16 protein-coding genes and 1 tRNA gene are annotated in these 19,148 nt (G+C 65.0%); 6 read left to right on the top strand and 11 right to left on the bottom strand.

The window, feature by feature from the left end; genetic code table 11:
- Window positions 1-105: 105 nt before the first annotated feature.
- Window positions 106-786: an alpha/beta hydrolase family protein gene (locus ACVMDN_RS40185; protein WP_076832777.1), complete on the bottom strand. Its 681-nt coding sequence runs from the start codon at window positions 784-786 to the stop codon at window positions 106-108.
- A 249-nt stretch (window positions 787-1,035) separates the two neighbouring features.
- On the opposite strand from ACVMDN_RS40185, the gene ACVMDN_RS40180 reads away from it, so the two are divergent.
- Window positions 1,036-2,871 (top strand): c-type cytochrome, encoded by a 1,836-nt coding sequence (locus ACVMDN_RS40180; RefSeq protein ID WP_076832780.1) that lies wholly within the window; start codon window positions 1,036-1,038, stop codon window positions 2,869-2,871.
- Between the two features lie 189 nt (window positions 2,872-3,060).
- On the opposite strand, the gene ACVMDN_RS40175 is transcribed toward ACVMDN_RS40180, so the two are convergent.
- A complete protein-coding gene (locus ACVMDN_RS40175; RefSeq protein WP_456843674.1) occupies window positions 3,061-4,686 on the bottom strand; it encodes an aspartate ammonia-lyase in 1,626 nt (541 codons plus the stop codon).
- A gap of 317 nt (window positions 4,687-5,003) precedes the next feature.
- Here ACVMDN_RS40175 and ACVMDN_RS40170 point away from each other — a divergent pair, with 317 nt between their 5' ends.
- Complete coding sequence (locus ACVMDN_RS40170) at window positions 5,004-5,717, top strand: hypothetical protein (RefSeq protein WP_028336241.1); 714 nt, start codon at window positions 5,004-5,006, stop codon at window positions 5,715-5,717.
- A gap of 369 nt (window positions 5,718-6,086) precedes the next feature.
- Here ACVMDN_RS40170 and ACVMDN_RS40165 read toward each other — a convergent pair whose 3' ends face one another.
- A complete protein-coding gene (locus ACVMDN_RS40165; RefSeq protein WP_283805980.1) occupies window positions 6,087-6,860 on the bottom strand; it encodes a tetratricopeptide repeat protein in 774 nt (257 codons plus the stop codon).
- A gap of 291 nt (window positions 6,861-7,151) precedes the next feature.
- Between ACVMDN_RS40165 and ACVMDN_RS40160 the strand changes: the two genes are divergently transcribed.
- The gene (locus tag ACVMDN_RS40160) at window positions 7,152-8,405 is read left to right on the top strand and encodes a glycosyltransferase family 87 protein (RefSeq protein ID WP_076832788.1); all 1,254 of its coding nucleotides are present in this window, start codon (window positions 7,152-7,154) and stop codon (window positions 8,403-8,405) included.
- A gap of 36 nt (window positions 8,406-8,441) precedes the next feature.
- Here ACVMDN_RS40160 and ACVMDN_RS40155 read toward each other — a convergent pair whose 3' ends face one another.
- From ACVMDN_RS40155 to ACVMDN_RS40130, 6 genes are all read right to left on the bottom strand, one after another.
- A complete protein-coding gene (locus ACVMDN_RS40155; protein ID WP_076832791.1) occupies window positions 8,442-10,043 on the bottom strand; it encodes a hypothetical protein in 1,602 nt (533 codons plus the stop codon).
- Complete coding sequence (locus ACVMDN_RS40150) at window positions 10,043-10,789, bottom strand: SDR family oxidoreductase (RefSeq protein WP_057020153.1); 747 nt, start codon at window positions 10,787-10,789, stop codon at window positions 10,043-10,045. The genes ACVMDN_RS40155 and ACVMDN_RS40150 overlap by 1 nt, the downstream gene beginning before the upstream one ends.
- Window positions 10,789-12,144: an FAD-binding oxidoreductase gene (locus tag ACVMDN_RS40145; RefSeq protein ID WP_057020154.1), complete on the bottom strand. Its 1,356-nt coding sequence runs from the start codon at window positions 12,142-12,144 to the stop codon at window positions 10,789-10,791. The genes ACVMDN_RS40150 and ACVMDN_RS40145 overlap by 1 nt, the downstream gene beginning before the upstream one ends.
- Window positions 12,145-12,176: 32 nt before the next feature.
- On the bottom strand, window positions 12,177-13,607 hold the full coding sequence (locus ACVMDN_RS40140) for a UbiA family prenyltransferase (RefSeq protein ID WP_076832794.1): 1,431 nt from the start codon (window positions 13,605-13,607) through the stop codon (window positions 12,177-12,179).
- A gap of 157 nt (window positions 13,608-13,764) precedes the next feature.
- Window positions 13,765-13,841, bottom strand: a tRNA-Arg gene (locus ACVMDN_RS40135).
- 119 nt (window positions 13,842-13,960) lie between these two features.
- Window positions 13,961-15,463 carry a flavin-containing monooxygenase gene (locus ACVMDN_RS40130; RefSeq protein WP_083715167.1) on the bottom strand — a complete coding sequence of 501 codons (1,503 nt, stop codon included), beginning with the start codon at window positions 15,461-15,463 and terminating at the stop codon, window positions 13,961-13,963.
- Between the two features lie 84 nt (window positions 15,464-15,547).
- On the opposite strand from ACVMDN_RS40130, the gene ACVMDN_RS40125 reads away from it, so the two are divergent.
- The 3 genes from ACVMDN_RS40125 to ACVMDN_RS40115 all read left to right on the top strand — a co-directional run bounded on the left by ACVMDN_RS40125 (window position 15,548) and on the right by ACVMDN_RS40115 (window position 18,459).
- A complete protein-coding gene (locus ACVMDN_RS40125; protein WP_076832797.1) occupies window positions 15,548-16,198 on the top strand; it encodes a TetR/AcrR family transcriptional regulator in 651 nt (216 codons plus the stop codon).
- Window positions 16,199-16,398: 200 nt separating this feature from the next.
- Window positions 16,399-17,496 carry a helix-turn-helix transcriptional regulator gene (locus ACVMDN_RS40120; protein WP_057020156.1) on the top strand — a complete coding sequence of 366 codons (1,098 nt, stop codon included), beginning with the start codon at window positions 16,399-16,401 and terminating at the stop codon, window positions 17,494-17,496.
- Between the two features lie 222 nt (window positions 17,497-17,718).
- A complete protein-coding gene (locus ACVMDN_RS40115) occupies window positions 17,719-18,459 on the top strand; it encodes a hypothetical protein (protein ID WP_456843673.1) in 741 nt (246 codons plus the stop codon).
- Between the two features lie 10 nt (window positions 18,460-18,469).
- Here ACVMDN_RS40115 and ACVMDN_RS40110 read toward each other — a convergent pair whose 3' ends face one another.
- Both ACVMDN_RS40110 and ACVMDN_RS40105 read right to left on the bottom strand, forming a co-directional pair.
- The gene (locus ACVMDN_RS40110; RefSeq protein ID WP_057020158.1) at window positions 18,470-18,892 is read right to left on the bottom strand and encodes a CAP domain-containing protein; all 423 of its coding nucleotides are present in this window, start codon (window positions 18,890-18,892) and stop codon (window positions 18,470-18,472) included.
- Between the two features lie 22 nt (window positions 18,893-18,914).
- A complete protein-coding gene (locus ACVMDN_RS40105; RefSeq protein ID WP_057020159.1) occupies window positions 18,915-19,121 on the bottom strand; it encodes a hypothetical protein in 207 nt (68 codons plus the stop codon).
- Window positions 19,122-19,148 lie beyond the last annotated feature (27 nt).

Genomic DNA, 19,148 nt, shown 5'->3' with positions numbered 1-19,148 from the left:
GGTCGCGCGAACGCGCGCCCGATGACAGGCTCCGCGATATCCGGGACCGATCTCGCCCGCGGCATGCAGACCCCGGATGTCGCTTGGCTCATCCGGGCTACACACCTATGCATGCTCCGCCACCCAGCCCGCGAAGGCATCGAGCACCTCGGCCATCACCTCGTGGTCGTTGCGGCCGGAGCGCTTGAGGACATGGAAGGAGTGGTCGGCCTCCTGCACCAGATGCAGCGTCGCGCGATGACCCAGCCCCTTCACCACGGGCTCGAGCAGGTCGAGCTCGGCCAGCGCGTCGCGGGTGCCCTGCAGGAACAGCATCGGGACCTTGACCTCGGCGAGATGCCTGGCCCGCTCGCTCGATGGCTTGCCGGCGGGATGCAGCGGAAAGCCGAGAAACAGCAGCCCGCGCACGCCGGCGAGCGGCGCCTTGGCCTGTGCCTGCGAGGTCATGCGTCCGCCGAACGACTTGCCGCCGGCGAACAGCGGCAGTTCGCCGCAATGACGCGCAGCTTCCGCCACGGCGGCACGCACCGTTGCCTGCGCGACGGCGGGCGGATCGGGCCGCTTGCTGCCCTTCTCCATGTAGGGAAACTGATAGCGCAATGTCGCGATGCCGCGCTCCGCCAGGCCCTCCGCAATCGCGACCATCGAGGGATGCGTCATGCCGGCGCCGGCGCCATGGGCAAACACATAGGCGCTACGGGCCTGCGCCGGCCGCAGCAGCAGCGCGGACACCGTGCTGTCGTCCGAGACCGTGATCGTGAGCGGCTGCACGCCTGACGTGTTCAAGATGACATCTCGAAGAATTGTTGCGCCGTTGTTTCTAGCCGCAGGCCTCGATGCGCGCAAATGCCGCCGCGGAGGGAACGCCGCAAGTGAACTGGCTCACAGCCAATCAACATTTCCGTTGTTAGACCAAGCGCCGCGACTGTAGGATGGCGCACACCGCATCACACGCTTAACGCGAACTCGTTTTTCGGCGAATTTTAACATCTCATCCATATCACGCGCGGATACCGCGAATTGGGGGAACGGGGCATGCCTCGCAAGACGATATTCGTCATCGGACTGTTGATTGTCGCCGGCGTGCTCTATTTCAAGGACGATATCGAGACGGTGGCGAGCGGCTTCCGCGTCAAGGTCGTCGACTACCAGCCGCCGGCAAAGACGGTGTGGCTGGATCAGAATGTCAGCGCGGAGCGGCTGCGCTGGTTCTATCACGCCGACCAGGGCACACGGACCTTCGGCATTCCCCATGAATGGTTCATGGCGCTGGAGCAGCCGACGGTCTGGCCGCTGTTCACCGCGGCGCCGCGACTCAGCGAGACCAATTATCTCGGCCGCTTCGGCTTTATTCCCGACACGGTGATTCCGGGCAAACCCGATGCGCTGCCGATCGGCTTTTCGCAGGGCGGCCCGATGGCCGATGCCAACGGCGCGCCGTGGCGCAATCCGCACAGCAAGGCGGATATGACCGGCGTCGGCCTGACCTGCGCCGCCTGCCACACCGGCAGCTTCAGCTATCGCGGCACCGAGATCGTGATCGACGGTGGGCCGGCCAACACCAATCTGTTCGAATTCCAGAAGAGCGTCGGCGTCTCACTGCTGCTGACGCGGTTCTGGCCGGGGCGCTTCTCGCGCTTTGCCGACGAGATCCTCGGCAAGGATGCCAGCCTCGACGAACGCATGGCGCTGCGCGGCCAGCTCGACCTCGTGCTGAAGCAATACGCCAACATCAATTCGCTGGAGAACAAGGTCGCCGCCAACAGCGTCGAGGAAGGCTATGCGCGGCTCGACGCGCTGAACCGGATCGGCAACCAAGTGTTCTCGATCGACCTGAACAACCCGAACAACTACGCCTCGCATTCGGCGCCGGTGCATTTCCCGCGAATCTGGAACGCACCGTGGTTCAGCTGGGTGCAATATGACGGCTCGATCATGCAGCCGATGGTACGCAACGCCGGCGAGGCGCTCGGCGTCAGCGCCGAGCTCAACCTGCTCGACGAGTCCAAGGGGCTTTACAAATCGAGCGCGCGGATCGACGTGCTGCACGAGATGGAGCGGATGATCGCCGGCGAGCCGCCCAGCGAGGACAAGGGTTTTGGCGGACTTGCTTCGCCGAAATGGCCGGAGAACATCCTGCCGCCAATCAACATGGACCTCGCGAAGAAGGGCGGCGAGCTCTACAAGACGCATTGCCAGGGCTGTCACGGCCCGGCGATCGACAGCAAGGCGCTGCCCGCGAGCGAAGCCTTTGCGCTGTTCAAGGACAAGAGGCGCTGGACCAGGAACGAGGCCGGCCAGCCGCTGCTCGATGTCGAGATGATTCCGATCAGCCATATCGGTACCGACAGCGCGCAAGCCGAGGGCCTCGCGCACCGCACCGTCGAGACGCCGGCCAATCTGAACATCAAGGACAGCAGTTTCGGTCCTGCGCTCGGCGATCTCGTCGAGAAGACCGTCGACTATTGGTACGACCAGAACAAGACCCCGCCGGAAGATCGCAAGCGCATCAACGGCTACCGGCCGAACGAGATCCAGGCGCCGCTCGCCTACAAGGTCCGGCCGCTCAACGGCATCTGGGCGACCCCGCCGTATCTGCACAACGGCTCGGTCCCGACCATCTACGCACTGCTGTCGCCGGTGAAGGACCGTCCCGCGACCTTCTATCTCGGCGGCCGGGAGTATGATCCCAAGGATCTCGGCTACGTCTGGAAGGACAAGATCAGGAACGCCTTCATGCTCGACACCACCAAGCGCGGCAACGGCAATTCCGGACACGAATTCTCCAACGAGAAGCGCACCGGCGTGATCGGGCCGGAGCTGAAGGAAGACGAGCGCCGCGCCCTGATCGAGTTCATCAAGACGCTGTAGGCCCCCGAAGGGACTGCGCCCCCTCTCCCGCTTGCGGGGGAATCGCATATAGAAAAATCTGTCGGGCAGCGTCCTCGCGGCCATCCTTCGAGACGCCGCTGCGCGGCTCCTCAGGATGACGGGTCTTGTTTTGCGGCACTCATGGTGAGGAGCGCCGCTTGCGGCGCGTCTCGAACCACGAGGCCGGAGTTACCTCCGTAGCCGCTGAAGGTCATATGCGATTGCCCTACCCGCAAGCGGGAGAGGGAGCCGACTGCCGATGCAGCGGCTGTCCTTCAACTCCTCGGCACCGGCTGCCGGCGCGCCGGGCGGGGTCATGGCCTCGAGCTCGAGGAGCTGGTTGAGCTGCGCTTCGGTCAGCAGTTTTTCCTCCAGCACGATGTCGGCGACCGAGCGGTTCTCCTTGAGCGCACGGCGCGCCACGCGCGATGAGGCCTCGTAGCCGAGCGACGGCGCCAGCGCCGTGATCAGACCGATCGAGCCCTGCACCAGGCTGCGGCAACGCTCGCGATCGGCCTCGATGCCGTCGACACAGCGCTTGGTCAGCGTATCGACCGCCGCCGTCAGCATGCGCAGCGAACTCAAGACGCAATAGCCGATGGTCGGCTCGAACGCGTTGAGTTGCAACTGGCCGCCTTCGGCGCACATCGTGACCGTGAGGTCGTGCCCGATCACCAGGAAAGCCACCTGGTTGACCACTTCGGGAATGACAGGATTGACCTTGCCGGGCATGATCGACGAGCCGGCCTGCACGGCGGGCAGGCGGATTTCGCCGATGCCGGTGCGCGGCCCCGACGACAGCAGCCGCAGGTCGTTGCAGATCTTGGACAGCTTGACCGCAACGCGCTTGAGCACGCCGGAGAACAGGACGAAGGCGCCGAGATCGGACGTCGCCTCGATCAGGTTGGAGGCAAGCACCATCGGCTGGCCGGACAGCCGCGACAATTCCTCGACCGCGAGCGCCGCATAGCGCGGATCGGCATTGATGCCGGTGCCGATCGCGGTGGCGCCGAGATTGACCTCGCGGAACAGCGCGGAAATCTCGTTCAGGCGCGCGACATCCTCCTTCACGGTCACGTGGAAGGCATCGAATTCCTGGCCGAGCGTCATCGGCACCGCATCCTGAAGCTGGGTGCGCCCCATCTTCAACACGTCGGCGAACTCCACCGCCTTGCCTTTGAGCGAGTAGGCGAGATCGTCCAGCGCGCGCACCAGCGGCTGGGTGGCGAAAATCACCGCGAGCCGCAGCGCGGTCGGATAGGCGTCGTTGGTCGACTGCGCCATGTTGACGTCGTCGTTCGGATGCAGCGCGTGATAGTCACCCGGCTTGCGCCCCATCAGCCGCAGCGCGACGTTGGCGATCACCTCATTGGCGTTCATGTTGGTCGACGTGCCGGCGCCGCCCTGGATCGCGTCGACGACGAAGGATTCGGCATAGACCTTGTCGGTCGCAATCTGGGTGCAGGCCGCTTCGATCGCATCCGCCTTCCCCGGTGCGAGATAGCCGAGCCGCTTGTTGGCGCGCGCGGCAGCCTGCTTCACCAGCGCCAGCGCGCGGACGAATTCCGGGAAGTGCCCGACCGGCACGCCGGTGATCGGAAAGTTCATCACCGCGCGCTTGGTGTGAATGCCCCACAGCGCATTGGCCGGGACGTCGTCCTCGCCGAGCAGATCGTGCTCGGTGCGGGACTGCGCCTGCTCGATCGGCACGGTGCGGACGGTCGCGACCGCGAGCTGGCTGGGGCCGCTGCCGCTCTCGCCGGAGGGGGACGCGGCAGCTGCAGCGTTGGCGGTCTCAACCTTCGATTCGGCCATGGTACCTCCGTTACCTCACGCGGATCGTGTCGTCAGCGACGCCATGATGCGCCCGGCGGGCGTCGAAAGCCAATGCCTATCGGCAGAGTCTTGCACACCGGTGAGCGGCAAGACGCGGAAAACCGGCATTGGCGCGCGCCGAACCGTGAGATTAAGGACTTTGCCTTATCCGTCATGATAACAACAACTTATAGCTCGATATCGCGGCTCGCTTCGCGACCGATGCGGCTGCTTTCTCCGCCCCGTCGTCGCGTGCTAGACGAGCATCGACTGGCGCAAGGGCGCCGCCGACACTGAACGAACCAAGGACCAAAGCCGTGTCCAACAATAACGAAGCGATCACCATCAAATTCCGCTGCCCCGCGGAGCTCGAGGGCAAGATTCCGCCGCCGATGCCTGCGTCGTTGGGGCTTCCCGGATGGCTCAAGGCGATGCCGACGCAGGCCTTCAATACGATGAGCAATCGCGAAGAGGATACCGTCAAGCGCTGCCCGCCATTCGTCGATGCGATGACATCGGGTTTCCTTTTGCCGCTGATCTGCGATCTCAAGGTCGAGAATGGCGCGATCACCTGGGACAACGACCTTCCCGCCGGCGGCGCGCTCGAATTCCCGCGCTCGCCGGTCGGCTTCCACGACGAAAGCCAGGTAGTCGGCTCGCCGCTGTTCGAGCCCGACCGCTTCGTCATCAAGTTCGTCAATCTGTGGACCATCGAGGCGCCGCCCGGCTACTCGCTGTTCTTCACGCATCCGGTCAACCGGTTCGACCTGCCGTTCACCACGCTGACCGGCATGGTCGATTGCGATCTGTTTCACGACAGCTGGGTTCATTTCCCGGCACGCTGGCACGACACCAGTTTCAACGGCGTATTGCCCAAGGGCACGCCGGTTGCGCAGTGCTTCCCGGTGAAGCGCGAAAACTGGGTCGCGCAGACCGCCGCGATGACGCCGGATGAAACATCGCGCGCCCAGGAACTGACCAACAGGATGGCCCGCGAGTCCGGACTCTATCGGCGGCAGTTTCGGACGTAGAGCGGGCGCGCGAAGCTCCGCTGCGGCCTCCTCCGTCATTGCGAACTACCCGATGGGAGGCTCGGCATCCACCGCCGTCGTCCTGGCGAAAGCCAGGACCCTTAGCCACCGTCTTCGGTGATGAGCGGGATCGCGGCCCGGTAGCGCTCAACAATTGAGATTTGGGTAATGGGTCCTGGCTTTCGCCAGGACGACACCGACTATGGGGCGCGATCCTGAGCCAGTTCGGTGTCTTCACCCGGATGCGGGCGATCCAGCATTCCAGAGGCGCTTGTGCTTGAGCGCAGAGGCCGCGGCTTATCCCCGCCGCTCTAGATTCTAGTTTTGACGCGTTAGCGCGAGCCGGTGTCCGCTTCGCTCGAAAACGCCCTAGCTCAGAAATTCCGCAAAGGCGCTGCGACGGAAGAAGAAGCGGCCGTGCGATGACATGATCAGCGCGGCGGTCGTGCGGCCGATCATTTGCGGCCGGCCGCGCAACGCGAGACGCAGATTGGCCTCGCCGGCCGCGCGGTCGCCCATTTCCAGAAGACTGGCGGAGAAGCTGAGACGCGTCAGCGGGTCGTCGGGGCGCTGCGCCACCACCTGGCGGTAGAGATCCGCCGCGGCAGCATATTCGCCATCGAGCAGCAGCACACGCGCGAGCGCGGCCAGAACATCGGGATGTCCCGGCGCCGCATTGCGCAGCTTCTCCAGAATCTCGCGCGCCCGGCCACGCTCATTGCGCTGGGGCAGCAGCTGCGCCAGCAGCAGCTGAAACTCGAGGCTCTCCGGCGCGAGAACGAGCGCGCTCTCGATGACGGCAACCGCCTCGTCGATGCGACCGGCCGAGTGCAATTGCCCTGCCAGCGCCTGGAATGCGGGCAGGTACGGCGGCCGCCGCGCGGTGGTTCGCCGCAGCACATCGATCGCCTCGCTGCCGCGACCAGCGCCGCCGAGCGCTGCGCCAAGCAGGGTCTCGAGGCCGGGATCCTCGACGCGGCGTACGGCTCGCTCGAGCGGTGCGATCGCTTCCTCGTTGCGGTTCTGGATCATCAGCGCCCGTGCCAGGATCGAGGCCGCGCCGACATCGGTCCGGTTTGCCTTCAAGACCTCCGCCGCCAGCCGCTCGGCTTCGACGACCTGTCCCATCTGCAATGCGACCACGGCGCGTTGCAGTACCGGGGATGGGCTGGGCCCGCGATTGGAAAAAGGCGGCGGTTTCGGCATGCGGTCCGTCGTGAGATGGTTCTTGTCAGCCGTTATCACTGCCGCCGACGGAGCGTCCAGCGAAAGTCGCATCCGGACACCGAGATACCGTCCGGTTCCAGCCTCCACCGACCGATTTCATGCATCCCTGCGGCTGTCAGGCCACAGGGGATCCACCCTCTCCCTGCAATTTTTCGACTGCTTAACCTATTCAATCTAGCTTGGGTTGCCATAACAGGGCCCGGCCTGATGCTCGCAACAACGCTCGAAACAATTCAGTCGACGGACTCGAAGCGCGCCAACTACACACGCGGAATCCTCGTGATGCTGGTCGCCGCCCTCCTGTTCAAGGTTGTGTGGTTCTCCCAGCTGGGGCTGGGGCACGGCCGCGAACTGGTCGACTTCGCCGCCTTCTACATCACCGCAAAGCTGGTGTGGCTCGGCGACCTCGACCAGGCCTATCAATTCGCGAAGCTCGCCATCATCGAGAAGCAGGCGTCGGGCGGGCACGACGGCTTCATGCCATGGACCTATCCGCCGCAATTCAACCTGCTGCTGGCTCCGTTCGCGCTGGTCCCGTTCGGGATGGCCTATCTGTTGTTCATGGCCTCGACGCTGGCTCTTTATCTCGCGGTGCTGCGGCGTCTTGCCGGAAACCGGTTCGTGCTTGTGCTGATCGTTTTCTTTCCGACGATCGGGGTCACGCTGGCATGCGGTCAGAACAGCTTCCTTACCGCCGCACTGATCGGGCTGGTGTGCCTGTACTTCGAAGAGCGGCCGATGCTCGCGGGCGTGGCCCTTGGTCTCATGATCATCAAGCCGCATTTCGCCGTTGCTTTCGCACTCTACGCCATCCTGCGGCGCTCGTGGATCGTCGTGATGACGGCGGGCGCCGTCGTGCTGATCAGCTCGGCGATCTGCACGGTGCTGTTCGGCATGCAGATCTGGACCGTGATGCTGCAGAGCGTGCACGATTCATCGGTATTCCTGCGGGAAGCCTATTATCCGCTGTACCGAATGGTCTCGACCTATGCCGCGCTGCGAACCACGGGGTTCTCCGCGTCGGCAGCGTTTATCGGCCAGGGCATCGTCGCCGTCCTTGCGCTCGGCATCGTGCTGGTCGCGGTCTACCGCAAGATGCCGGTGCGCGAGAGTCTCGGCCTGACCGCGATCGTATCGGTCTGCATCAGCCCCTATGCGTATGATTATGACTTCCTGATCTTCAGTGTCGGAATGGCGCTGCTGTTGCCGGCGCTTCAGGCCAAGGCCCGCGAGTGGGAACGTGCGATCATCTATGCCGCGCCGATACCGATCGGAGCCTTCGGCTACATGCACACGGTCCATAACAACACGCCGCGCACGGACGTCCATTGGGTCGACGTGCTTTCGATCGGAGGCTTCGGGATCGCCGCGCTGATCACGCTGATCGTCGCAATCCTGCTGCTGCGCGAGTCAAGCAGGGGCTCTCCCGTTCCGGCGCAGGGGCCTCTTGCGAGGATTTGAGCACCCGGCGCGACACGCCCCGCGATCACGCAACACTCACGGCGCCACCATTTCGAGACGATCGCGCGCCGGCAGGGTCGACGCGAAGGCCTTCAGCGCGCCGGCGACGAGTTCTGGCTCCGCGGCCGGCGTGACGTAGAAGCTTACGTCACCCCGCGCGCCGGTCACCGGAATCGTGTGCAGGATCGCGACCTTCCTCCAGCTCGCCGGCACGCCCTGCGCAAACCAGCTGTCGTAGATCATGGCGACGCCGACATGATACTCGTCGGCGAGCGCGGCCATCTCGGCCGGGCCGTAGCGGCCGGCCCGCTTCGCCTTGCGCACGCGCTCCGAACCGAGCCCCCACAGATCCAGGACGAAGTTCGCATTTCCCCAGGCGACGAGTCCAAGATCGTTCACGGCAACCGGCCGCCGGTATAGCTGCTGGGCGAAGCGGCCCAACTGATAATGCTGCTCGTAGACGCCGCGCGAGGCAAACGGCGTCTCCAGGGCGGCGCTGACATAGCCCACGCTGGCAAAACCGGCCAGCCCGACGCTGGCGAGCGTCGCGGCGGTCCATTGCGGGACGCTCAAGACCGCTCGCGCGCGTGCAACCGCGTAGAGCAGCGCCAGCACCGCAAGCGCAACGATGTAAACCTCATACCGGTGGAACCAGCCATATTGGCCAAAGCCGAGATGCGCAGCGATCGCGGCGAGCACCGTCGCACAGACGATCAGGGCGCCGCGGTCGGAGCGGAGCAGCGCCATCACGGCGGCGAGCGCAAGACCGAGCAGCATCAGCCTGAAGCCGGCGGGATCAGCGAAGCTGTCGCCGAGATTGCGGAGGATGGAGGCGATGACGCCGGTCCCTTCATAGCCGGATTCGGCGATGCGCGATTTGAGCAATACCGAACTCGGCAAAAGCGGGAGACCGAGCGAGGCCATTCGCGCGAAATACGCGGCGAACGCGCAGAGCGTGACGGCAGCGGCCGCGGCGGCAAAACGGCGCTGGCCGAGCAGGGCAAACCCCATCATCGCCGCGATGGCGAACGCGATTCCCTCGAAGCGAATCAGCGGCAGCAGCACCAGCGCCGCGAAATGCATGGCGGTCGGCGACCGTCCGCGCGCGGCTTCGGTCAGGCCGCCGAAAGTCGCGACCGTGGCCCAAACGTGAAGACTGTGCTCCATGCCGGTCATCGGCAGGGCGATCGCGCTTGACGAAAAAATGGCGAGCAACGCGACGAAAAGCAGCAGCGGCTTCTCCCGGCCGGGGTCGAGCAGTTCAGCCGATTCAAGGATGCGCAGGAAAGCCACGACGGTCGCTGCCGCTGCCGCGGCATTGATCAGGAGCGGACCGAATGCGCCAAGACGCAGCGTCTCCGTCACGGCCAGCAGATAGGGCCAGATGATCGACGAGCTTGGCGACGAGACCTCGGACGCATTGACGCCGTAGCCGCCGGACCGGATGTGATCGGCGACGGCGAGGTGGATGTAGGGATCGTCGAGGGTGAAGATCAGCCTGCCGTCGCAGAGCATGACGCTGAAGATCAGCGTCGCCGCGAACAGCGCGAGCCACAGCGATGCCGTCACGAGCGGGACGCTCGGCCGGATCGCGCTGGATCGCGGGAACGACGCGTGGTTGGCGGCGACGCCGGGCATCAGATACGCATCCGTTTGAAGATCGTCTCCGGCAGCGCGCAGATGATCGCCATCACCAGCCGGAAGCGGCGCGCCACATAGATCACGTCACGCGGCCTCGTCACATCGGCCCGGAAGATATCCTCCGCGACCCGATCCGGCTGCACCGTCAGGGGAGCCGGCAGCTTCATATGCGCCGTCATCCTGGTCCGCACGAATCCCGGCTTGACGGTGACGACACGGACCTTACCCGCAAGCGCCAGACGATTGCGCAAGCCGGACAGGAATTGCGAGAAGCCGGCCTTGGCCGCGCCGTAATAATAGTTCGAGGCCCGCCCGCGATCGCCGGCGACCGAGCTCACGCCGACGATGGTTCCCGAGCCGCGCGTCGCGAAGGCTTGCGCGAACAGTTCGAGCAGCAGGCTGGGCGCCTCGAAATTGGTGCGCATGATCTTCGTCGCAAGCTCGGGATCGGTCTCGGCACGCTGCTGATCGCCGAGCTCCCCGACAACGCATACGACGGTGTCGGGAAGTGGGGAAAGACCGGCGACGAAGCCGGCAAGCTGCCCGGTCTGCAGCACGTCGAGCGCGACAACCGAGATTTCGGTACCGCTTCGCGTCTTGATGTCGTCCGCATTGCGCTGTGCCGCGGCGATATCGCGGGCGGCGAGCATCACGCGCCATCCGTCCCTCGCATAGCGCAGCGCGGTCGCGTGCCCGATGTCCGAACTGCCGCCAATCACCAGAATTGATTTTGTGCCGGTCATCAAATTCCAAGCCGTGCTGAAAGATGGGACACGAGGCGACTGTTCGCCCCGATCTGCTGGCGGATGTCGCGCAAGGCCGCAAGGCCGGGATATCCGGATTCGAATGTCGCGCGGGACTGCCGCGCATCCTTGGCGAGATAGAGCCGGCCGCCGGCATCGACCACCAGCGCGTCGAGCTGGTCAAGAAACCCGAACAGCGCGTCGGTGACCGGAAAGTCCATCGTCAGCGTGTAGCCGCGGAGCGGAAACGACATCGGCCCGCTGCCTTCGCCGAGCTGCTTGAGCACCGCGAGAAACGACGCATCGCCGCGCCGCGACACACGATCGAGAATTTCGGCGAGAACGCGGCGCGCGCGGCTAGCCGGGATCACGCATTGATATTGCACGAAGCCGCGCCAGCCGTAGATCCTGTTCCAGTCGGCGATCGCATCGAGCGGAAAGAAATACGGGTCCCAATGGACCAGCCGTGGCTTGCCCGGATGCGCGGCGCCGCGGCGGAAGTACAGCTCGTTGAACACCCGCATCGATGCGCGATTGAGCAGCCATCCCGGAAACAGCTCCGGGACCGCGAGCCGCGACGCGCGAAGCCTGGGAAACGTCTCGAGGCCGGGCCCAAGCATATCCTTGTCGCGCCGCGTGGCGTGCTCGGCCAGATAGACCAGCGACCGGCCGAGCGCCGCGCCGCGCGCAAGGCAGTCGATCCAGGCCACCGAATAGGTGGTCGATGCGCTGCTTTCCAGCTGATCGATCGCCGCGTCGAGATTGCCGGCGACGCGGGTGTCCTGACGTAGCCAGGCGGTCTCGATCGGCAGCAGCCGCAGCGTCGCGTCGAGGATCATGCCCGTCAGGCCCATGCCTCCCAACGTCGCCGCGAACAGCGCGGCGTTTTCCGATCGCGAGCAGGTGACGATCTCGCCGCCAGGCAGCGCAATGCGGAACGAATCGACGACGGTGCCGAAGCCGCCATCGCGATGATGGTTCTTGCCGTGAACGTCGGCCGCGATCGCGCCCCCGACCGTCACGAATTTCGTGCCGGGCACGACTTTGAGGAAGAAGCCGCGCGGCTCGAAAACGGCAAGGATGTCGGCGATGGTTACGCCGGCTTCGACCGTCAATCGCGCGGTTGCGGCATCGAAGCTCCGCATCCGGTTCAGGCCGCGCGACGAAATCGTGGATTGCGTTCCGATCGCGGCATCGCCATAGGCCCGCCCGGCCCCGCGCGCGACGACGCCGGACCGCGCAAGCAGGTGGTCCCGCGCGCCTGCGGGCGTCTGCGGCGCCAGCAGTTCGGACGACGCCCTGGGATAGTTGCCCCAGCCGGACAGGCCAATGCCGCCCGGACTGGAGGTCGACATCACAGCTCCTGGTAACGCAGCCGCCGGCATCGCTAGATGGCGGCGAGCATGATGGCGCCGATCGCGCCGAGCGCGACCCAGCTGACGCGATCCCTCAGCGCAAAGATGACCGGATCGTCGTCGATCAATCCGCGCTGCGCGAACAACATCACGCGGCCGATCCAGTACATCAAGATCGGACAACCGACCCAGAGCAGTTGCGGATGGCTGTAAAGCGCGCGCACCGTATCGGACGAGATGTAGAGCGTGAAGATCACGACGGCGTTGAAGCCTGACGCGGCGGCGAGGATCGCGATCATCGATTTGTCTTCGACCTGGTAGCCGCGCGCCGCCAGCACGGCGCCGTCCGGCTGGCCGGCGAGCTCGATATAGCGCTTCACCAGCGCCAGCGACATGAAGATGAACAGCGAGAACGCGAGCAGCCATTCCGACATCGGCACGCTGATCGCGACGGCGCCGCCGATCACGCGGACGGTGTAAAGCGTGGCGAGCACGACGACGTCGACGGTCGCGATGCGCTTGAGCCAGAACGAATAGGAGGTGGTCAGCGCGAAATAGCCGAGCAGGACGCCGCCGAACTCGATCGATATCGACATTGCGATCGCGAATGCGGCGACCAGCGCCAGGGCCATCGCGCCGACGGCCCGCGATGCCGGGATGGCGCCGCTTGCGATCGGGCGGTTGCGCTTGGTCGGATGCGCGCGGTCGGCCTCGACGTCGAGAAGGTCGTTCAGGATGTAGGCGCCCGACGCGCAGAGCGAGAATGCGATCACCGCAAGCAGCGACGTCGCCGCCGATCCCAATGCGAATTTGTGTGCGGTCAGCAGCGGCACCAGCACGAGGGCGTTCTTGGCGTATTGATGCACCCTGAACAGCTTCAGCCAGCTGCGCATACTGACGCGCATACTGACCCGCGCGGGCGCGGACGGCTCGGATCGAGCGGAGCGCGCGAGGCGCGATGCGGAATCGGGCAACGCGACCGCCGCGCTGCCGATATAGTCAAAGCCCTGCCGAAGCACGGGCGGCAGCTCTTCGCGCTGCGCCGGCGGCAATCGACGTTCCGGCGCGGCAGCCCAGGCGGTGAAGACGCCAAGATGCTCGGCGACCGCGCTGACGAACGGCTCGGGATGGGTTTCCGAGCAAAGGTAGACCGGGCGGCCTTCGCCCAGCACCTGCAGCAGGAACCTCACCGCGTCGGGGTCAAATTGCGCCCGGGATGGATCGAACCCCGATCGAGCTACACCATGAGTCGATCGCGCTTGCGCTCCAAGGGAAGCGGTGATCGCCGCGGCGAAAGCGCGAAGGCGGCGGATCAGATCGGATGCGATATCGGCCGGGACGGAGCTTCCCCGCACCATGACCTCGTCGACATCGACGACGAGCGGCCGGCCCTTCGAACGCAGCGGATCGCGAAGGGCATCGCCGCCCCCCTGCTCAACCCGTTCTGGAACGCTAGCTCGCATACGTGCGGTCTTCCGGTGCCCCCTCCCCATTGTCCCGGGCTTTCCCTAATTTGGGGTGAACTTGATCTCGGGTGAACTTGGGGGGAGCGAACGCCGGGCAGATGGCGCCGAAATGCGTGGTGAAAAGCCTCACCGACAGCGCGCGGCGAGCGAAAAATGGCGATCCCGGGAAGACTCGAACTTCCGACCTACGGTTTAGGAAACCGTCGCTCTATCCGGCTGAGCTACGGGACCGCACGGCCCGCAGCGAAAGCATGCGGGCGTCGCCATCCCATAGCAGAGCTGCCGGGTGATCGCCAGCCCGCGCCACATCGGGCGCGCGCGAAGTTGCATGGCGTTTGGCGCGTCGCGCGTTACGCCACCTGGCGTGCCGGATTCGAGGCGGCATCCGCGCTGGCCTGACGCGCCGGGAGAAACTCGATGGCTTCATCCTTCAGCGAGCCGAAGCGCAGCGTCATGATATCGAGAGCATAATTCTGGTAGAGCCGCCACGGCCGGCGCGAGCCCTGCTTGGGGAACCTGGCGGCGGCGCGCTGGATATAGCCCGATGAGAAATCCACCCAGGGCAGTTCGGCGACATCAGGGTCGTTCCGCCGCGGCGTGACCTGCGCGTAGCCGTTCGCCTTCATGTGGTTGAGCATGCGGCAAACATATTCGCAGGTCAGGTCGCATTTCAGCGTCCAGGACGCATTGGTGTAGCCGAAGGCGGCGGCGAGGTTCGGCACGCCCGAGTACATCAGCCCCTTGTAGTTCATGGTCTTCGACAGATCGACGCGCGCGCCGTCGACATTGATCTCGAGTCCGCCGAGCACCTGCAGATCGAGGCCGGTCGCGGTCACCACGATGTCGGCGTCGAGCACATTGCCGCTCTTGAGCTTGATGCCCCCACGCGTGAAGGTCTCGATCTGATCGGTGACGACGGACGATCTGCCGTTGCGCAGCGATTCGAAGAGATCGCCGTTCGGCACCAGACAAAGCCGCTGGTCCCACGGATTGTAGCGCGGCGTGAAATGGGTGGCGACGTCGTAGTCCGGACCGAGTGCATGCCGCACGCCGCCGAGGATCAGCTTCTTGACGCGCTCCGGATCGCGCTTGCAGAGCCGGTAGAAATACATACCGAACAGCACGTTCTTCCAGCGCGTGAGGCCGTAGGCGAGTTTCGCGGGCAGCCGCGCGCGCAGCCAGTTGGCGACTTTGTCCTCGTCGGGCCGCGCCACGACATAGGTCGGCGAGCGCTGCAGCATCGTGACATGGGCGGCGGTCTTGGCCATTTCCGGCACCAGCGTCACCGCGGTCGCGCCGCTGCCGATCACCACCACCTTCTTGGCGGCATAGTCGATGTCGTCGATCCATTTCTGCGGATGGACGACACGGCCGGCGAAATCGGCGATGCCGGGGAAGTCGGGCGTGTAGCCGTGTTCATATTTGTAGTAGCCGCTGCACATGAACAGGAAGCTGCAGGTGAAGCGCTCGATCGTCTTCTCCGGCCCGCGCTCGACCTCGACCGTCCATTGCGAGTCCGCCGACGACCAGTCGGCGCGCACGACGCGATGGTTGAAGCGGATGTTCTTGTCGATGCCGTAGGCGCGCGCGGTCTCGCGCACATAGTTCAGGATCGACGGGCCATCCGCGATCGCCTTCGGCTCGGTCCACGGCCGGAACGAATAGCCAAGCGTGTACATGTCGGAGTCGGAGCGGATGCCGGGATAGCGGAACAGGTCCCAGGTGCCGCCAATGCAGTCGCGGCCTTCAAGAATGGCGTAGCTGCGGTCAGGGCAGTTGGCCTGCAAATGATAGCCGGCGCCGATGCCCGACAGTCCCGCGCCCACGATCAACACGTCGAAATGAACGGACACGCCTTGACCCTCCCGTGGCAGTATTGACAATACATATTGTCAGATAACTTGACATCTGACAATGCCTCGTGTCAATACACTTTCATGGCAAGCAGCCGGAAAGCCCGCCTCTATGGCGGTATGGACGCCGAGGAACGCCGCGCCGAGCGGCGGCTCAAGCTGATCGACGCGGCGATCGAGGTCTATGGCGAGGTCGGCTATCGCGGCGCCACCGTGAAGGCGATCTGCGAGGCGGCCGAGCTGACCGAGCGCTATTTCTACGAGTCCTTTACGAACAGCGAGGCTCTGCTGATCGCCGCTTACGGCCATGTCGTCGGCCACCTGCACGAGGAAATGACCGCGGCCGCTGCAGCCGCAGGCGACGATGCCGAGATGAGGCTGCACGCGGCGCTGACGCTCTATTTCACGCGGCTGAAGCAGCACCCGAAGCCCGCCCGGGTCTTTCTGCTGGAAATTTCAGGCATCAGTCCGGCGGTCGATGCCGTCAAGCTCGACGCCTTGCGCGTCTTCAGCGACATCCTGGTGCCGCCGGCGCTCGACCCGAAGCGCAGCGGCAAGGGCGCGGCCGCCTCGCTGCTCTCGGTCGGCATGGTGGGCGCCGTCATCTCGATCGCGCTGCGCTGGGTGTCGAAGCAATATCCGCAGGCCGTGGAAGAGGTCGTCGCGATCGCCGCCAGCTTCTGCCGCGTGGCGCTGACCGAGGCCGGCCACCGTGAGGATGGTCACTTATCGTAGCGGCCGGATCGCACCGGCCAGCGGGACCCGCCGATTTTCGATCATGTTTCGCCAGCGCTTGCGGACCCGGCCCCTAGCCTGTCGCTGATTTAACTTGCATATCGGGCCCCTGGGTTTTCTTATGCCCGGTACCGGGCGCAACGAGGTGCAGCCTGTTTCGCCTGACAAAACAACGCTGTTTGCATCGGCGGAGCTGAATTTTGGTCGATCTGCACAGGCTTGACGATGTGACCGCGCGCCTCGGCGATGTGGTTCTCGATCCCTCGACCTGGCCGTCCTTCATGGACGAGGTCTGCGCCGCCGTCGGCGCGACCGGCGCTGCGATGCTTCAGAGCGATATCCGCACTGAAGACATTCCGCGCACGGACTCGATCACCGAGTATTTCACCAAGACCTACTTCCCGCACAATCTTCACCTCACCGACATCCGCGCGGCCCGCGGCGTGCCGCTGATGCATGCCGGCGTCGATGTCATCACCGATGCGGATCTGTTCGAATCCGAAACCGAGATGCTGCGCGATCCGCTCTACGCCACGCTCGGCGAGTTCGGACTGAAATGGTTCGCGGCGATCGGCTTCCACTCCGGCCCGGCGTTATGGGCACTGACGATCCAGCGTTCGCCCAGGGAAGGCTTGTTCGACGCCGACGAGATCAAGGCGCTGCAAAGGGTGTCGGCGCCGCTCACGGAAGCCGCGACGCTCTCCGCCGTCGTCGGCCGCTCCGCACTCTCGGGCATCACCGGCGCGCTCGATCTGATCCAGGTCGCTGCGATTGCCGTCGGCCGCTTCGGCACCATCATCGGCATGAACAGCCAGGCGGAACGCTGCCTCGGCTACGACCTTGCGATCCGCAACAATCGCCTCACCCTGCTCGACCGACAGGCCAATGCCGATCTGACCAGGCTGATCGATCAGTTGGCCCACAGTTCGGACCTGCACCCATTGCCGTCGTCGCCGATCGTGGTGCGCAGGATCGACAAGCGGCCGATCGTGATCCAGATCCAACCGGTGCCTCCGGCGGCGCGCTCGCCGTTCCTCGGGGCGCGCGCGATCCTGTTGATCCGCGATCTCGAAGGCAGCGCCGCGTTCGATCAGGCGCTGCTGGCGGCGACGTTCGAGCTGACGCCGGCGCAGGCACGCCTCGCCGCGCGGCTTGCGCGCGGCGATTCGGTCGAAGCGGCCGCTCAGGCGGCCGGCGTTGCCCTTGCCACCGCGCGCAATCAGCTCAAGACGATCTTCCAGAAGACCGGCACCCACCGGCAGGCGGAACTGGTTGCGTTGCTGCACAGGGTGAAGTGAACGATTAAAGGCGAATTGTTCTGATCTCCGGCCCGTTCCGACGAGATTCTTCAATTATTCCAATCGCGAAGGCTGTGTTCCATCAGCCGCGGCAACATTCCACAGGTCAGGAAAATCGTCGGGTTCCCGGGTGACAAGTGTCACTAAAATGGCGACAATCTGCTCACTCTGTGTCGTTCGGGTTTGGTCTCAATGTCCGTGATGCCGTCACGATCATCGACGTTGGCTGTTGCCGCTTTCGCCGTCGCTTGCGTGCTGGCGCCGATGAGCGCGCACGCGCAATGGTGGCGCGGCGGCCCGAAAGACTTCGAGGACTGCGCCGACCTCGCCGAGAAGGCGAAGACCAGGGAAGACAAAACCGCGCAACTCGCCGATTGCAACGCCAAGTTCGCCGGCCGTCGCAAGCCTGGCGGTGGCTACACCTATTACGACTTCATGCAGGACCGCAGCTTCGACATCGCGGGTCCCAATCCGACGCCGGACGAGCAGAAGAAGATCGACCAGGAATATACCGGCTATCTCGAGCAACAGCGCCGCTCGCGTATCGTCGCGGCGTTCAATGCGAAGCAGCTCGAGCGGCAGGAGACACAGCCGGTGCGGCCGCCGCAGATCCAGCAGGCGTCATTGCACAATGAACCGGCGCGCAGTGAGATTGCGAAAGTCCCCGTCCCCGCCGCAAGGCCGGTCCAAGCCGCGGGTCGCGGCCGTCCCTATTCCCGAACCGCGGCCGCGGGCAAGCAACTGCATGAAGGGTACGTTCTCCTGCGAATGGCCGCGGCTTTCCGAGGGATTGGACGGCCTGAAGAAGCTGTTCACGCCGACACCGCCGCCACCGACCAAGGTTGCGAAGCGAAACTGACGGTTCGCTTGGTCATTCCGGGGCTCGCGCAAGCGAGAACCCGGAATCTCTCTGCCATTTCCGTCGAGATTCCGGGTTCGTCGCTTCGCTCCGCCCCGGAATGACACCGCAGGCTCAATCGGTAATCACCATCGCCCAAAACCTGCGGTACGGCGACTTCGGATTGTCGACGAAGGCGACGCCGACGCGCTTGGCGCCCGGCATCAGCAGGTTCTCGCGATGGCCCGGCGAATTCTCCCACTGCTTCAGCATCTCGGCGAAGGCGATGAAGCCGGCGCCGATATTCTCGGCGGCGCGCTGCTTCTTGAGCGGCGCGATGCGCGTGAAGAAGCTGCCGCCCGCGGAGTGGCTGACCGATCCGGTCGCCGACATCGCCTGGGCCTGCTTCAGCGCCATCGCGTTCAGCTTCGCGTCGAGCTTCACCGCGGGCATGCGGTTGGCGCGCCGGTAGGCACTGATCGAGCCGGCATAGTCGGCGGCACCTGAGGCCGTGGTGAAGCCAAACACGAAGGTGAGCGCGAGGAACAGCAGCTTCATCTGAAGTCGTCTCTGTAATGGATCAGTGCGCGCGGGTGCGCTTGTGGTGTCGGGGCGCGACCGATTTGTGCGCAGGCGTGGCCGCTCGGCTGGCTGCCGCAGCCGCCGCGCGCTGCTCCTGCAAGCGCGCATCATAGCCAGGCGACGGTGTCACGGTCGGCGGCGCCGCACGGACCGGGCCGGCCGCGAGCGCAACAAGCGTGAACAGCATGATGCTGGACCATTTCATGATGTCATCTCCTCTGTTGTTCGATCG

Source organism: Bradyrhizobium sp. USDA 4510 (assembly GCF_054059095.1).
The sequence above is the reverse complement of the archived record's forward strand: the minus strand, read 5'-3'. Positions and strand labels throughout refer to the sequence as shown.

What these genes read in the sequence shown, in the direction of transcription:
- ACVMDN_RS40105 (WP_057020159.1), bottom strand. Translation starts at nt 19,121, where the DNA reads ATGAAATGGTCCAGCATCATGCTGTTCACGCTTGTTGCGCTCGCGGCC.
- ACVMDN_RS40180 (WP_076832780.1), top strand. Translation starts at nt 1,036, where the DNA reads ATGCCTCGCAAGACGATATTCGTCATCGGACTGTTGATTGTCGCCGGC.
- ACVMDN_RS40110 (WP_057020158.1), bottom strand. Translation starts at nt 18,892, where the DNA reads ATGAAGCTGCTGTTCCTCGCGCTCACCTTCGTGTTTGGCTTCACCACG.
- ACVMDN_RS40150 (WP_057020153.1), bottom strand. Translation starts at nt 10,789, where the DNA reads ATGACCGGCACAAAATCAATTCTGGTGATTGGCGGCAGTTCGGACATC.
- ACVMDN_RS40145 (WP_057020154.1), bottom strand. Translation starts at nt 12,144, where the DNA reads ATGTCGACCTCCAGTCCGGGCGGCATTGGCCTGTCCGGCTGGGGCAAC.
- ACVMDN_RS40160 (WP_076832788.1), top strand. Translation starts at nt 7,152, where the DNA reads ATGCTCGCAACAACGCTCGAAACAATTCAGTCGACGGACTCGAAGCGC.
- ACVMDN_RS40155 (WP_076832791.1), bottom strand. Translation starts at nt 10,043, where the DNA reads ATGCCCGGCGTCGCCGCCAACCACGCGTCGTTCCCGCGATCCAGCGCG.
- ACVMDN_RS40125 (WP_076832797.1), top strand. Translation starts at nt 15,548, where the DNA reads ATGGCAAGCAGCCGGAAAGCCCGCCTCTATGGCGGTATGGACGCCGAG.
- ACVMDN_RS40140 (WP_076832794.1), bottom strand. Translation starts at nt 13,607, where the DNA reads ATGCGAGCTAGCGTTCCAGAACGGGTTGAGCAGGGGGGCGGCGATGCC.
- ACVMDN_RS40175 (WP_456843674.1), bottom strand. Translation starts at nt 4,686, where the DNA reads ATGGCCGAATCGAAGGTTGAGACCGCCAACGCTGCAGCTGCCGCGTCC.